We start from the raw sequence: 13,279 nt of genomic DNA on the forward strand, positions 1-13,279 counted from the left end.
CGTTCGACGGGGGAGAGGAAGTGGCGGCCGCAACGTCGCAGCTCCATCAGAAGTTTGGACCGCGCAGGAAGCGAACCCTTTTCTCTCCCCCGTCGAACGGGGGAGAGGTGTCGAGCGAAGCGAGACGGAGTGGGGGTCGACCATTCCGCGACAAGGGACCTCCACCGCCAGGAGAGACGTCGATGAACGAGACCGTCAGAAACGCCACCGCCCAGGAACCCATCCTCGAGATCGAGAACCTCTCCATCTCCTTCTTCACCCGCGCCGGCGAGATCCCGGCGGTGATGGATTTCTCCTGCACCGTCATGCCGGGCGAGGCCATGGGCATCGTCGGCGAGAGCGGCTGCGGCAAGTCCACCGTCTCGCTCGGCATCATGCGCGACCTGTCCAACATCGGAAGGATCGTCGGCGGGCGCATCCTGTTCCAGGGCAGGGACATGGGCGAGATGTCCGAGGCCGAGTTGCGCGCCGTGCGCGGCAACAAGATCGCCATGATCTACCAGGAGCCGATGGCGAGCCTCAACCCGGCCATGAAGATCGGCAAGCAGCTGATGGAAGTGCCGCTGATCCACGACAAGGTGTCGAAGGAGGAGGCCTACAACAGAGCGCTCGACATGGTGCGCGCGGTCAAGCTGCCCGACCCCGAGCGCATGATGCGCTCGTTCCCGCACCAGCTCTCCGGCGGCCAGCAGCAGCGCATCGTCATCGCCATGGCGCTCCTGTCCAAGCCGGCGCTGCTCCTGCTCGACGAGCCGACCACGGCGCTCGACGTCACCGTCGAGGCCGGCATCGTGCAGCTGGTCAAGGGGCTCGGCAAGCAGTTCGGCACGTCGATGATCTTCGTGTCGCACAATCTCGGCCTGATCCTCGAGACCTGCGACCGCATCACCGTCATGTATTCGGGCGAGGCGGTCGAGACCGGCTCGATCAAGGACGTGTTCGACCGCATGCGCCACCCCTATACGCAGGGGCTGTTCCGCTCGATCCCGCTGCCCGGCGCCGACAAGAACGAGCGGCCGCTGGTCGCCATCCCCGGCCAGCTGCCCTTGCCGCACCAGCGGCCCAAGGGCTGCAACTTCGGCCCGCGCTGCCACCATTTCGTCGAGGGGCTGTGCAACGCCGCCGAGATTCCGATGATCCCGGTCGCCGGCCATGACGGCCATTTCAGCCGCTGCGTGCGCTTCAACGAGATCGACTGGGCAGCGCTTCCGCCCGGCGCCAAGGCGGCCCAGGAGCCGGTCAAACCTGGCGCGCCGGTGCTCAAGATCGACGACCTCAAGAAATACTACCGCGTCGGCGGCAACGAGGTGTTCGGCGGCGGCGAGGGCAGGGTGGTCAAGGCCAACGAGACCGTCAGCTTCGAGGCGCGCGAATCCGAGACCGTCGCCATCGTCGGCGAGAGCGGCTGCGGCAAGTCCACGCTCGCGAAAGTGCTGCTCGGCCTGGAGACTGCGAGCTCCGGCAAGGTGGTGCTGGGCAACAAGGAGATCCAGTCGACCGGCATCGAATCCCGCGACGTCGACACCGTGTCGTCGATCCAGATGGTGTTCCAGAACCCGTTCGACACGCTGAACCCCAGCCATTCGGTCGGTTCGCAGATCGTCCGTACGCTGGAGAAGTTCAAGGTCGGCAGGAACGCCGGCGAGCGCAAGCAGCGCATGCTGGAGCTTCTGGACCTCGTGAAGCTGCCTCGCGCCTTTGCCGAGCGCATGCCGCGCCAGCTCTCGGGCGGCCAGAAGCAGCGCATCGGCGTCGCCCGCGCCTTCGCCGGCAACGCCCGGGTCGTCGTCGCCGACGAGCCGGTGTCGGCGCTCGACGTCTCCGTCCAGGCGGCGGTCACCGAGCTTCTGATGGACATCCAGCGCAAGTCGAAGACCACGATGCTGTTCATCAGCCACGACCTGTCGGTGGTGCGCTACATCGCCGACCGCGTGGTGGTCATGTATCTCGGCCATATCGTCGAGCAGGGCACGACCGACCAGATCTTCTCGCCGCCCTACCATCCCTACACGGAGGCGCTGCTGTCGGCGATCCCGATCGCCGACACCTCCGTGGTCAAGAAGCACATCGTGCTCGAGGGCGACATCCCCTCGGCGATGAACCCGCCGTCGGGCTGCCCGTTCCAGACGCGCTGCCGCTACAAGAGCCAGGTGCCGGGCAATCTGTGCGAGCGCGAGGTGCCGCCGGTGCGCGACATGGGCGGCGGCCACCAGATCAAGTGCCACCTGCCGCAAAGCGTCTTCGACGCCATGGAACCGGTCATCAGCCTCGGCAAGGGCGCTGCCCCCGGCGCGCACGACGTCACGCCCGAGGCGTGAGAAGTGTATGACCCGAATGTCGGAGATTTGAGCTGAGCGCCTGGCGTATCGGCGTGGCACCTTTCGAGTATTCGCCGTGGTGCCAGGCTCTTGCTTCATGCTCCAGAATATTGCCGCAAGTCGGTCAATTGTTCTAGACTGGAACCAGTGCTCTGTTGGATCGTTGAACATGGCAGGATTTCACTGATCATCTTGGGGTGCCTGCATGTTCTGCTCCTCGGTTTTGATGGGCAGGCGGGCAAATCTTGGAGGCCGGCATGGGATTCACGTCGGAGCAAGTCCACTGGATGTTTGGCGTCGTTATAGTTGCGACGGGCATGTTGCTGCTTCTCCGTCACATTGCGGGGATGAAAGGTCGTTGGCTGGACTATGTCGTTCCCACGGCCTTGGCCATCTTCGGGACCGAGTTCGCGCTTGATCCGCTCGTGCACGGAGAGGCGATGCCGACGAACTATGCCGCGGAGATGACGCAGCACTTCATCGTCAGCGTGGTGCTGCTCGGCGCGTCTGCTGCCGAATTCGTCAGGCTCGCGAGATCGGGTCAATCGTTCGCGTGGCGGCTGCCCCTTGTCGCGGCGCTGGTGGTCACTGCTGGAATTTTTGCTTTGCACGCACAGCATGGCGGCGCCCCGATGCTGCTCCTGATGACGCAGCATCGCATGATCGCGGCGACGCTTGCGGTCGCTGCCTTGGCGGTCCTGCTCGAGGCCATCACGAAGCCCTCCGCGCACGATCGCAACGCGCCGGCATTCCCGTTGCTCACGGTGCTGCTTGGAGTTCAACTCCTTGTCTACACGGAAGGCACTGGTCCCCTTGGTATGATGACCCAGTGAATCGAGGCACGGCGATAGCCTTGCGGGAGGGTGAGGGGTCGCTGGAGGCGACGAAAAGCCGGTTGCTTGGCTTTTCGAACGACGAACGCCGGCAGGGCAGAGGGGTGGGACGGATCGTGACATTGCAGGTCGTGAATCACAACCAACGCCAATTTGTCAGTATCTCTGTCAGCAGAGCGCGTGGAAAAACCGCCGCGTTTTTCCACCCCCCTGAAAACCTCCCGTATCATTCTCCTCGCGATCTTCCACGGGACCCCGGTGCGCACCGGGCATCGGGGGGAAGCGCCGGTGCCGGGCTGGCGGGAGGTCGGTTCTCCTCGCTGGGTGATGAGCCCCCAAGCCCGGGCCTTGCGGCGGCCAGCGGTGCAACGCATCGCGGCGACTGAGCGGGGCAAGCAGCCGGGCGGGGCGCGGACGTCGCGCCACGTTATCAGACTATCGGCAGGCTCGGCCTCGCGCCCCGCTTCCCGAACTACCTCCCGGCAACGGGAGCGTTCTTTGACAATGGCCAGGCGCGAAAGCGAGCGTGGCAATGAATAGTTGTGCCCCCAGCACAACCCTCATCCTGAGCCTGTCCGAGGCGCAGCACCGGGCCTACTTCACCGGCGCCAGCAAGGCGAAATGGGCACCCTGCGGGTCCTGGCATTGGACGATCCACTGGCCGCCGGGGACCTGCATCGGCCCCATCAGCGCCTTGCCGCCATTGTCGGTCACGCGTTTGGTGGCGGCGTCGATCGAGGCGACGTTGAAGTAGAATTGCCAGACCGGCACCGGAATCTGCTCCGGCTTGTTCATCATGCCGCCGATCATGCCTTTGCCGGCGTTGAACATCTGGTAGATGCCCATCGCGCCCATGTCGAACTGCTCGTCCTTGCCCCAGCCGAACTGGCCGGAATAGAACTCCAGCGCCTTCCGCCAGTCGGTGGTGAAGAGCTCGTGCCAGCCGACATGGCCGGGCGTGTCGAGCGGCACGGCCGGCTGGTCGGGCCCGTTCGGTTGCAGGAACATGAAGGTGGCCCCTTGCGGGTCGGCGACGACGGCAAAGCGGCCGACGCCGGGGATATCGTCGGGGGCCCTGTGGACCGTGCCGCCGGCCTTGGTCAGCGACGCCACCGAGGCATCGACATCGCCGGTGTAGATGTAGCCGAGCCAGGCGGGCGGCATGCCCATCGCCTTGGCATCCTCCGGCAGGGTCATCAGGCCGCCGACGCCGCGGTCGCCGGCATTGACGACGATGTAGCGGGGCATGCCCGGCGTCTTGTCGAAGGGCTCGGCGCGCCAGCCCACCACGGCGGTGTAGAAGGCCTCGGCGGCGTCGAGGTCGGTGGTCATCAGTTCGTACCAGAAGAAGGATTGCGGGGTATCGGGCATGATCTGGCTCCCTTGCATTGCTGCCGTCTTTTGCCGGCGCATGGATCACCGTGACGCAGCGGAACCATCATAGGACGCCGACCCGGACGGAATTCCGACAGCATTGTGAAATTTACCGCGACGCAGCAAACATTCGATTCAAATCATGACTACGAAAGTCATGTTATATTAAAGCGTTTTCAATTGGTTGGCTAGAAAATTGACCAATTGATAAAAAACCGGAACGTGCTACGCTTCCTCAAAACCAATAAAAACTGGGGAACTGGAATGGCAGAAGGTCTTTTCAAGGAAGGCATCGTCGGCGGCCGCCTTGACACCGCTCAATACGCCGAGAATTTCTCTGACCTGCACCCGCCGCTCGACAATCACGAGGCGCTGGTCGAGGCTGATCGTTGCTATTTCTGCTACGACGCGCCGTGCATGCAGGCATGTCCGACCTCGATCGACATCCCGATGTTCATCCGCCAGATCGCGACCGGCAATCCGCTGGGATCGGCCAAGACCATTTTCGACCAGAACATCCTCGGCGGCATGTGCGCCCGCGTCTGCCCGACCGAGACGCTGTGCGAGGAAGTCTGTGTGCGCGAGGTGGCGGAGGGCAAGCCGGTGCAGATCGGCCGCCTGCAGCGCTACGCCACCGACGTCGCCATGGAGGAGGGCAAGCAGTTCTACAGCCGCGCCGCTTCGACCGGCAAGAAGGTCGCCGTCGTCGGCGCCGGTCCGGCCGGCCTCGCCGCCGCTCACCGTCTCGCCCGCCACGGCCATGACGTGACCATCCTAGAGGCACATCCCAAGGCCGGCGGCCTCAACGAATACGGCATCGCCGCCTACAAGAGCACCGACGACTTCGCCCAGGCCGAGGTCGACTACGTCACCGCCATCGGCGGCATCAAGACCGAGAACGGCAAGGCGCTCGGCCGGGACTACCACCTCGCCGATCTCACCGCATCGTACGACGCGGTGTTCCTGGGTCTCGGCCTCGCCGGCGTCAACGCGCTGCGCGCCGAGGGCGAGGACGCCGACGGCGTCGCCAACGCCGTCGACTTCATCTCGACGCTGCGCCAGGCGAGCGACCTTTCGAGCCTGCCGGTCGGACGCCGCGTCGTCGTCATCGGCGGCGGCATGACGGCGATCGACGCCGCCGTGCAGTCCAAGCTGCTCGGCGCCGAGGAGGTGACGATCTGCTACCGCCGCGGCCAGGAGCACATGAACGCCTCCGTCTTCGAACAGGATCTGGCGGCTGCCAACGGCGTCGTCATCCGCCACTGGCTGCAGCCGAAGAAGGTCATTTCCGAAGGCGGCAAGGTCACTGCCATCGAGCTCGAATACACCGCCATGAAGGGCGACAAGCTCGCGGGCACCGGCGAGACCGTGCGGCTCGCCGCCGACCAGGTGTTCAAGGCCATCGGCCAGAGCTTCGAGCCGTCGGCGCTCAACGGCAGCGGCCCGTCGGTCGCCATGGAAGGCGGCCGCATCAAGGTCGACGGGGAGGGACGGACCTCGCTCGCCATGGTCTGGGCCGGCGGCGACTGCATCGCCGGCGGCGACGACCTGACCGTCTCGGCCGTGGCGCAAGGGCGCGACGCGGCGGAATCCATCAACCGCGCCCTGATCGGCTGAGGGAGGACAAGATGGCAGACATCCGCAACAACTTCGTCGGCATCAAGTCGCCCAACCCGTTCTGGCTGGCGTCCGCGCCGCCCACCGACAAGGCCTACAACGTCGAGCGCGCCTTCAAGGCGGGCTGGGGCGGCGTGGTGTGGAAGACGCTGGGCGAGGAAGGCCCGCCCGTCGTCAACGTCAACGGCCCGCGCTACGGCGCGATCTGGGGCGCCGACCGCCGCCTGCTCGGCCTCAACAACATCGAGCTCATCACCGACCGCGACCTGCAGACCAATCTGCGCGAGATGAAGCAGGTCAAGATGAACTGGCCGGATCGGGCGCTGGTCGCCTCGATCATGGTGCCGTGCGAGGAAAACGCCTGGAAGGCGATCCTGCCGCTGGTCGAGGAGACCGGCGCCGATGGCATCGAGCTCAACTTCGGCTGCCCGCACGGCATGAGCGAGCGCGGCATGGGCTCGGCGGTCGGCCAGGTGCCGGAATACATCGAGATGGTGGTGCGCTGGTGCAAGCAGTACACGCGCATGCCCGTCATCACCAAGCTGACGCCCAACATCACCGACATCCGCAAGCCGGCGCGGGCGGCCAATGCCGGCGGCACCGACGCGGTGTCGCTGATCAACACCATCAACTCGATCACTGGCGTCGACCTCGACAGCTTCGCGCCCCAGCCGACCATCGACGGCAAGGGCAGCCACGGCGGCTATTGCGGCCCGGCGGTGAAGCCGATCGCCATGAACATGGTGGCCGAGATCGCGCGCGATCCCGAGACCCGCGGCCTGCCCATTTCGGGCATCGGCGGCATCACCACCTGGCGCGACGCGGCCGAATTCATGGCGCTCGGCGCCGGCAACGTGCAGGTCTGCACGGCGGCCATGACCTACGGCTTCAAGATCGTGCAGGAGATGATCGCCGGCCTCGAGAACTGGATGGACGAGAAGGGCCACCGCTCGCTCGACGACATCATCGGCCGCGCCACACCCAACGTCACCGACTGGCAGTATCTCAACCTCAACTACGTCGCCAAGGCGCATATCGACCAGGACGCCTGCATCAAGTGCGGCCGCTGCCACATCGCCTGCGAGGACACCTCGCACCAGGCGATCACCAGCATGGTCGACGGCGCGCGCCACTTCGAGGTGATCGAGGAGGAATGCGTCGGCTGCAATCTCTGCGTCAACGTCTGCCCTGTCGAGGGCTGCATCACCATGGAGCCGCTGGCAGCCGGCGCCATGGACAAGCGCACCGGCAAGCCGGTGTCGCCGACCTACGCCAACTGGACGACGCATCCCAACAACCCGATGGCCAAGGCGGCCGCGGAGTAGGGGAGCCCGGTGAGCCGGAGGCTGCGTCTTTCCAGTCTCACTCTTGCGTTTGCCGCCGGCCTCTCGGCCGGCGGTGCCCTTGCCGACGACCTCAAGCCGCTCGACCTCGACACGCTCGACAAGGCCGAGGTCGAGGGTTTCCTCGGGCGACCGTGGGAGATCCGCAACGAGGCCGGCGACAAGCGTTGCCGGGTGGTGCTCAAGCGAGAGCCGACCATCGGCGGCATGCAGATCGACGTAGATTCCGCCTGCGCCAAGGTGTTTCCGATCATGGACGAGATCGCCGCCTGGCGGCTCAAGGAAGGCTGGGCGATCGACCTGGTCGATGGCGTCCGCCAGATGCGCCTGCGCTTCGAGGTGCCCGACGTCACCTATGTCGCCGTCCAGGACATCGACGGCATCTTCACCATCGCGCAGCTTCCCAAAGAGTGATCTCCGAGCCGCACATGTGGAAATCTCGCATCCGGCTATCGTGGATAATAAATATCCACGATAACAACTATCCATGAATTGGAAGGTTGACCATGAAGCTGGGTGACGACGTGGAGGCGGCGATCCATTGCGCGGCGATGCTGGCCGGCATCGATGGCGACGGCACGTTGCCGGGCAACGCGATGGCGGAGGCCTTCGGCCTGTCGCCGAGCTACCTGTTCAAGCACCTCAAGGCGCTGACGGCGGCCAAGCTGCTGGAATCGGTGCCCGGCCCGGCTGGCGGCTACCGGCTGGCGCGGTCGGCAGACCGGATCACGCTGCTCGACATCGTGCTGGCCGCCGAGGGCAGGGAGCCGGCCTTCCGCTGCGGCGAGATCAGGCAGAAGGGCTCCAAGGCGCTCGACCCGTCGGCCTATGTGAAGCCCTGCGGCATCAATGTCGCGATGCTCAAGGCCGAGCGCGCCTATCGCGCGGCACTCGCCGAGACGCGGCTCTCCGACATCGTCGCCGACTTCACCGCCACCGCCGACCGGCGCGTCGTCGCCGCGAGCTGCACCTTCGTGGCGCAGAACCAGCGGCCGCAGAATTCAAGAACCAGAAGTGAAAGGAAGACATCGTGACGCCAAGGCTGAACTATTTCGCCGCCGCCCCCGACCTGATGAAGTCGGTGCGGGCGCTCCACCTCGCCGTCGACGAATGCGGCCTCGAAAAGAGCCTGCTGCACCTGATCAAGCTGCGCGCCTCGCAGATCAATGGCTGCTCCTACTGCGTCGACATGCACAGCCGCGAGGCGAGGCAGGACGGCGAGACCGAGCAGCGGCTCTATCTCGTCGCCGCCTGGAAGGAATCGCCGCTCTTCACCGGGCGCGAGCGCATGGCCTTCGCCTGGACGGAAGCGGTCACCAGCATCGCCGACGGCGGCGTGCCGGACGATCTCTACGCCGAGGCCCTGCGGCATTTCTCCGATGCGGAGCTGGTCAAGCTCACCGTCGCGGTCGGCATGATCAACACCTGGAACCGGCTCGGCGTCTCGTTCCGCTCCATCCACCCGGTAACCGAAGCCAGGGCGGCCTGAGTTCGGTCGACCTTATCCGTTTCAAAACAGCAGTTTGTCAGCGCGCCGCCGGCGGCCGCGCATGGGGTATTCATCATGGAAAACGACTTTTCGGCGCTTGCCCTGGCGGGGCGCCTCCTTCTCGGCGGGGCCTTCGTCTTTGCCGGCCTGCGCAACATAGCCAACGCGAAGCTGCTCACGGGAATGATAACGGCGCGCGGCGTGCCGCAGGCGGGACCGGTGCTGTGGGCAGGCATCGTGCTGCAGACCGTTGCCGGCGTGATGGTGGCAATCGGTTTTCAGGCAGCCTATGCGGCCGCGGCCCTGATCGCCTTCCTGGTGGCCGGAACGCTGATGTTCCACAACTTCTGGGATCATGCGGGGCCGGACCGCGCCTCGCGGATCAACGGCGTGGTCAGCAACGTGGCGCTTGCCGGCAGTTTCCTGCTGGTGATCGCAAACAGCCTGTAGGCCAACTGAAGAGCCGATTCAGCTTTTCGGTCTAAGGCCTTCGAGGAAAAGCTGTTCGAGGAAGCGGGCGGCGTCCTCGAAGCGGCCTTCGCCGCCGCGGTCCGGGCCGAGCACGGCGCGGACCTGGACGTCGAAATCGGCATAGTGCTGGGTCGTCGCCCAGATGGCGAAGATCAGGTGCCAGGGGTCCGTTCTGGCGATCTTGCCCGAGCGCATCCAGCCCTTGATGACTTCGACCTTCTCGTCGACGAGATCCTTCAGTTCGCCTTCCAGCATCGGCATGATGCGGGGCGCGCCCTGCAGGATCTCGTTGGCGAAAAGCCGGCTCTCGCGCGGATAGTCGCGCGCCATCTCGAGCTTGCGGCGGATGTAGCTCCTGAGCTCGGTCATCGGGTCGCCGATGTTGTCGAGTTCCTTCAGCGGCGCCAGCCAGGTGTCGAGCAGCCGGTGCATCAGCGTCTCGTGGATGTCTTCCTTGCGGCGGAAATAATAGAGCAGGTTGGGCTTGGACATGCCCGCCGCCTCGGCGATCTGGTCGATGGTCGAGCCGCGGAAACCGTTGGCCGAAAACACCTCGAGTGCCGCCTCGAGGATGACCTCGCGCTTCTCCTTCTGGATGCGGGTGCGGCCGCGCGGTGTCGAGCCTTCCATGGTCATGACGTTCCGCATTCGAGGGTGGACAGCGATCGTATCTGGACCAATCCGCTGGACCAGTTCTTGCCGACCTGTGGAGCGCGCCTCAGAAGCCGCATTTCCGGTAGTAATCCCTTGACCGCCAATGCGGCGGTGCTAACGTTTGTCCAATCGGTCAAAAAATTGCGTAGCACGAAAACGCACCGAAGACCAAGCGTTGGCCGTACCGAAACAGGGGAAGAAAGGAAAGCTTGGTCATGTCGGACAGGCTAAAAGTTACGCCCAACGATCTCAGCGCATTCTGGATGCCGTTCACCTCGAACCGGCAGTTCAAGCAGGCGCCGCGCATGATGGTTGCGGCCAAGGACATGCACTACACGGCCAGCGACGGCCGCAAGATCCTCGACGGCACCGCAGGTCTCTGGTGCGTCAATGCCGGCCACTGCCGGCCCAAGATCACCGAAGCGATCCAGCGCCAGGCGGCCGAGCTCGACTACGCGCCGGCCTTCCAGATGGGGCATCCGATCGTCTTCGAACTGGCGAACCGCCTGGTCGACATCGCGCCCAAGGGCATGGACCATGTGTTCTTCACCAATTCCGGTTCGGAATCGGTCGACACCGCGCTGAAGATGGCGCTCGCCTACCACCGCGTGAAGGGCGAGGGCGCGCGCACCCGCCTCATCGGCCGCGAGCGCGGCTATCACGGCGTCAATTTCGGCGGCATCTCGGTGGGCGGCATCGTCACCAACCGCAAGATGTTCGGCACGCTGCTGACTGGCGTCGATCATCTGCCGCATACCCACCTGCCGGGCAAGAACGCCTTCACCAAGGGCGAGCCGGAACATGGCGCGGAACTGGCCGACGAGCTCGAGCGCATCGTCACCCTGCATGACGCCTCGACCATCGCCGCCGTGATCGTCGAGCCGGTCGCCGGCTCCACCGGCGTGCTGATCCCGCCGAAGGGCTACCTGCAGAGGCTGCGCGACATCTGCACCAAGCACGGCATCCTTTTGATCTTCGACGAAGTCATCACCGGCTTCGGCCGTCTCGGCACGCCGTTCGCGGCCGACTATTTCGGCGTTACACCCGACATCATCACCACTGCAAAAGGCGTCTCCAACGGCGTCATCCCGATGGGCGCGGTGTTCGTGAAGAAGGAGATCCACGACGCCTTCATGACCGGCCCCGAGCACATGATCGAGTTCTTCCACGGCTACACCTATTCGGGCAACCCGATCGCCTCGGCCGCGGCACTCGCCACGCTCGACACCTACAAGGACGAGGGGCTGCTCACGCGCGGCGCCGAGATCGGCGCCTACTGGGAAGAGGCGCTGCACTCGCTCAAGGGCGAGCCGCATGTCATCGACATCCGCAACATCGGCCTGATCGGCGCGATCGAGCTGCAGCCGATTGCCGGCGCGCCGACCAAGCGTGCGTTCTCGGCCTTCGTGAAGGCATTCGAGCGTGGTGCGCTGATCCGCACGACGGGCGACATCATCGCGCTGTCGCCGCCGCTGATCATCACGAAGGGCCAGATCAACGAACTGATCGATCACGTCCGCGAGGTGCTGAGGATGATCGACTGACGCATCCGATCCGAAGATCGGGTTCGGTCTTCGGCGATGCGATTGAAGACGTCAGAGCGTCTGTCGGCGTCAAAGTGGACGCACGTCGCTCTGGAGCTTGAACCCGCAGTGCGTCCGTGCTCTGCGGGTATCGCTCCGACGAAGACAGGGGCCCCGTTCCGAAGGCATGGGGCTCCGGGCGAAAGCCGACCGAAGGAGATCCGGCGCCGGGAACCGCTGGGGTTTCCGGGCAGAACAAGAAAATGAGAGGACGTTTGCGATGGCCGCCCCCGGCGAAAATCTGCGAATCAATTCAGAGCGTTTGTGGGATTCGCTGATGGAGATGGCGAAGATCGGCCCCGGCATCGCCGGCGGCAACAATCGCCAGACGCTGACCGACGAGGACGGCGAGGGCCGTCATCTCTTCAAGAAATGGTGCGACGCCGCCGGGCTCGACATGGGCATCGACGAGATGGGCACCATGTTCGCCCGCCGCGAGGGGACCGACCCCGAGGCTCTGCCGGTCTATGTCGGCAGCCATCTCGACACCCAGCCGACGGGCGGCAAGTTCGACGGCGTGCTCGGCGTGCTCGGCGGCCTCGAGGTGATCCGCAGCCTGAACGACCTCGGCATCAAGACCAAGCACCCGATCGTCGTGACCAACTGGACGAACGAGGAGGGCACGCGCTTTGCCCCGGCCATGCTGGCGTCGGGCGTGTTCGCGGGCGTGCTCGACCAGGACTGGGCCTATGAACGCAAAGATGCGCACGGCAAGCTGTTCGGCGACGAACTGGGGCGCATCGGCTGGAAGGGCACCGAGAAGGTCGGCGCCCGCAAGATGAAGGCCTTCTTCGAACTGCACATCGAGCAGGGACCGATCCTGGAGGACGAGGACATCGACATCGGCGTGGTCACCCATGGCCAGGGCTTGAAGTGGCTGCAGGTGACGCTGACCGGCCGCGAGAGCCACACCGGCTCGACGCCGATGCCCAAGCGCCGCAACGCAGGCCTCGGCATGGCGCGCGTGACGGAACTGGTGCACGAGGTGGCGATGGACTACCAGCCCGACGCCGTGGGCGCCGTGGGCCACATGGAGGTCTATCCCAACTCGCGCAACATCATCGCCGGGCGCACCGTCTTCACCATCGACATCCGCTCCCCCGACAAGGAGGTGCTGGACACGATGGACGCGCGCATCCGCGAGGGGATCGCCACCATCTGCGAGGCGCTGGACATCTCCTTCGAGGTCGAGCAGGTCGGGCATTTCGACCCGGTGGCCTTTGACGAGAACTGCGTCAAGGCGGTGCGCGATGCGGCCGACCGCCTGGGCTACAGCCACCGCAACATCGTCTCCGGCGCCGGCCACGATGCCTGCTGGATCAACCGCGTGGCGCCGACGGCGATGGTCTTTTGTCCGTGCGTCGACGGGCTCAGCCACAACGAGGCCGAGGAGATCTATCCGGAATGGGCCGCCGCCGGCTGCGACGTGCTGTTCCACGCCGTGGTGGAGACCGCGGAGATCGTCGAGTGAGTTTTTGGGTTCATACCCCCACCCCCAACCCCTCCCCACAAGGGGGAGGGGGACAACCATCGTCGGCGCCGCATGATCGGTTCGATGCCGCAGGTCGGGCGCTGATGGCGCGACGCCAGGCCTCCC

The 13,279-nt window shown here is 65.2% G+C and carries 12 protein-coding genes; 10 read left to right on the forward strand and 2 right to left on the reverse strand.

All coding sequences use genetic code 11. The features are described from left to right. The first annotated feature begins 182 nt into the window (after positions 1-182). On the forward strand, positions 183-2,318 hold the full coding sequence (locus PV773_RS03225; RefSeq protein WP_347964966.1) for an ABC transporter ATP-binding protein: 2,136 nt from the start codon (positions 183-185) through the stop codon (positions 2,316-2,318). 257 nt (positions 2,319-2,575) lie between these two features. Then, complete coding sequence (locus PV773_RS03230) at positions 2,576-3,151, forward strand: hypothetical protein (RefSeq protein WP_347964967.1); 576 nt, start codon at positions 2,576-2,578, stop codon at positions 3,149-3,151. Positions 3,152-3,745: 594 nt separating this feature from the next. Here the strand turns inward: PV773_RS03230 and PV773_RS03235 are convergent. After that, entirely contained in the window at positions 3,746-4,522 is a 777-nt protein-coding gene (locus PV773_RS03235; RefSeq protein ID WP_347964968.1) for a VOC family protein, read from the reverse strand. 267 nt (positions 4,523-4,789) lie between these two features. Between PV773_RS03235 and PV773_RS03240 the strand changes: the two genes are divergently transcribed. From PV773_RS03240 to PV773_RS03265, 6 genes are all read left to right on the forward strand, one after another. After that, a complete protein-coding gene (locus PV773_RS03240) occupies positions 4,790-6,142 on the forward strand; it encodes an NAD(P)-dependent oxidoreductase (RefSeq protein WP_347964969.1) in 1,353 nt (450 codons plus the stop codon). Positions 6,143-6,153: 11 nt separating this feature from the next. After that, entirely contained in the window at positions 6,154-7,467 is a 1,314-nt protein-coding gene (preA, locus tag PV773_RS03245; protein WP_347964970.1) for an NAD-dependent dihydropyrimidine dehydrogenase subunit PreA, read from the forward strand. Between the two features lie 9 nt (positions 7,468-7,476). Continuing rightward, on the forward strand, positions 7,477-7,899 hold the full coding sequence (locus tag PV773_RS03250) for an AprI/Inh family metalloprotease inhibitor (RefSeq protein WP_347964971.1): 423 nt from the start codon (positions 7,477-7,479) through the stop codon (positions 7,897-7,899). A gap of 92 nt (positions 7,900-7,991) precedes the next feature. Next, complete coding sequence (locus PV773_RS03255; RefSeq protein ID WP_347964972.1) at positions 7,992-8,519, forward strand: Rrf2 family transcriptional regulator; 528 nt, start codon at positions 7,992-7,994, stop codon at positions 8,517-8,519. Beyond that, entirely contained in the window at positions 8,516-8,974 is a 459-nt protein-coding gene (locus tag PV773_RS03260) for a carboxymuconolactone decarboxylase family protein (RefSeq protein WP_347964973.1), read from the forward strand. Before PV773_RS03255 ends, PV773_RS03260 begins: the two co-directional genes overlap by 4 nt. A gap of 75 nt (positions 8,975-9,049) precedes the next feature. After that, entirely contained in the window at positions 9,050-9,424 is a 375-nt protein-coding gene (locus tag PV773_RS03265; RefSeq protein ID WP_347964974.1) for a DoxX family protein, read from the forward strand. A gap of 18 nt (positions 9,425-9,442) precedes the next feature. On the opposite strand, the gene PV773_RS03270 is transcribed toward PV773_RS03265, so the two are convergent. Continuing rightward, the gene (locus PV773_RS03270; protein WP_347965416.1) at positions 9,443-10,075 is read right to left on the reverse strand and encodes a TetR family transcriptional regulator C-terminal domain-containing protein; all 633 of its coding nucleotides are present in this window, start codon (positions 10,073-10,075) and stop codon (positions 9,443-9,445) included. A gap of 239 nt (positions 10,076-10,314) precedes the next feature. Here PV773_RS03270 and PV773_RS03275 point away from each other — a divergent pair, with 239 nt between their 5' ends. Beyond that, on the forward strand, positions 10,315-11,643 hold the full coding sequence (locus PV773_RS03275) for an aspartate aminotransferase family protein (RefSeq protein WP_347964975.1): 1,329 nt from the start codon (positions 10,315-10,317) through the stop codon (positions 11,641-11,643). Positions 11,644-11,902: 259 nt separating this feature from the next. Beyond that, positions 11,903-13,153 carry a Zn-dependent hydrolase gene (locus PV773_RS03280; protein WP_347964976.1) on the forward strand — a complete coding sequence of 417 codons (1,251 nt, stop codon included), beginning with the start codon at positions 11,903-11,905 and terminating at the stop codon, positions 13,151-13,153. Positions 13,154-13,279 lie beyond the last annotated feature (126 nt).

It is taken from the genome of Mesorhizobium sp. CC13, assembly GCF_039907765.1.
Classification (GTDB): Bacteria; Pseudomonadota; Alphaproteobacteria; order Rhizobiales; family Rhizobiaceae; genus Aminobacter.

Bases quoted from the DNA above. Each gene is read 5' to 3' on its own strand.
- PV773_RS03255 (WP_347964972.1), top strand. From the start codon at position 7,992: ATGAAGCTGGGTGACGACGTGGAGGCGGCGATCCATTGCGCGGCGATG.
- PV773_RS03240 (WP_347964969.1), top strand. From the start codon at position 4,790: ATGGCAGAAGGTCTTTTCAAGGAAGGCATCGTCGGCGGCCGCCTTGAC.
- PV773_RS03225 (WP_347964966.1), top strand. From the start codon at position 183: ATGAACGAGACCGTCAGAAACGCCACCGCCCAGGAACCCATCCTCGAG.
- PV773_RS03280 (WP_347964976.1), top strand. From the start codon at position 11,903: ATGGCCGCCCCCGGCGAAAATCTGCGAATCAATTCAGAGCGTTTGTGG.
- PV773_RS03235 (WP_347964968.1), bottom strand. From the start codon at position 4,522: ATGCCCGATACCCCGCAATCCTTCTTCTGGTACGAACTGATGACCACC.
- PV773_RS03275 (WP_347964975.1), top strand. From the start codon at position 10,315: ATGTCGGACAGGCTAAAAGTTACGCCCAACGATCTCAGCGCATTCTGG.
- PV773_RS03270 (WP_347965416.1), bottom strand. From the start codon at position 10,075: ATGGAAGGCTCGACACCGCGCGGCCGCACCCGCATCCAGAAGGAGAAG.
- PV773_RS03265 (WP_347964974.1), top strand. From the start codon at position 9,050: ATGGAAAACGACTTTTCGGCGCTTGCCCTGGCGGGGCGCCTCCTTCTC.
- PV773_RS03230 (WP_347964967.1), top strand. From the start codon at position 2,576: ATGGGATTCACGTCGGAGCAAGTCCACTGGATGTTTGGCGTCGTTATA.
- preA (WP_347964970.1), top strand. From the start codon at position 6,154: ATGGCAGACATCCGCAACAACTTCGTCGGCATCAAGTCGCCCAACCCG.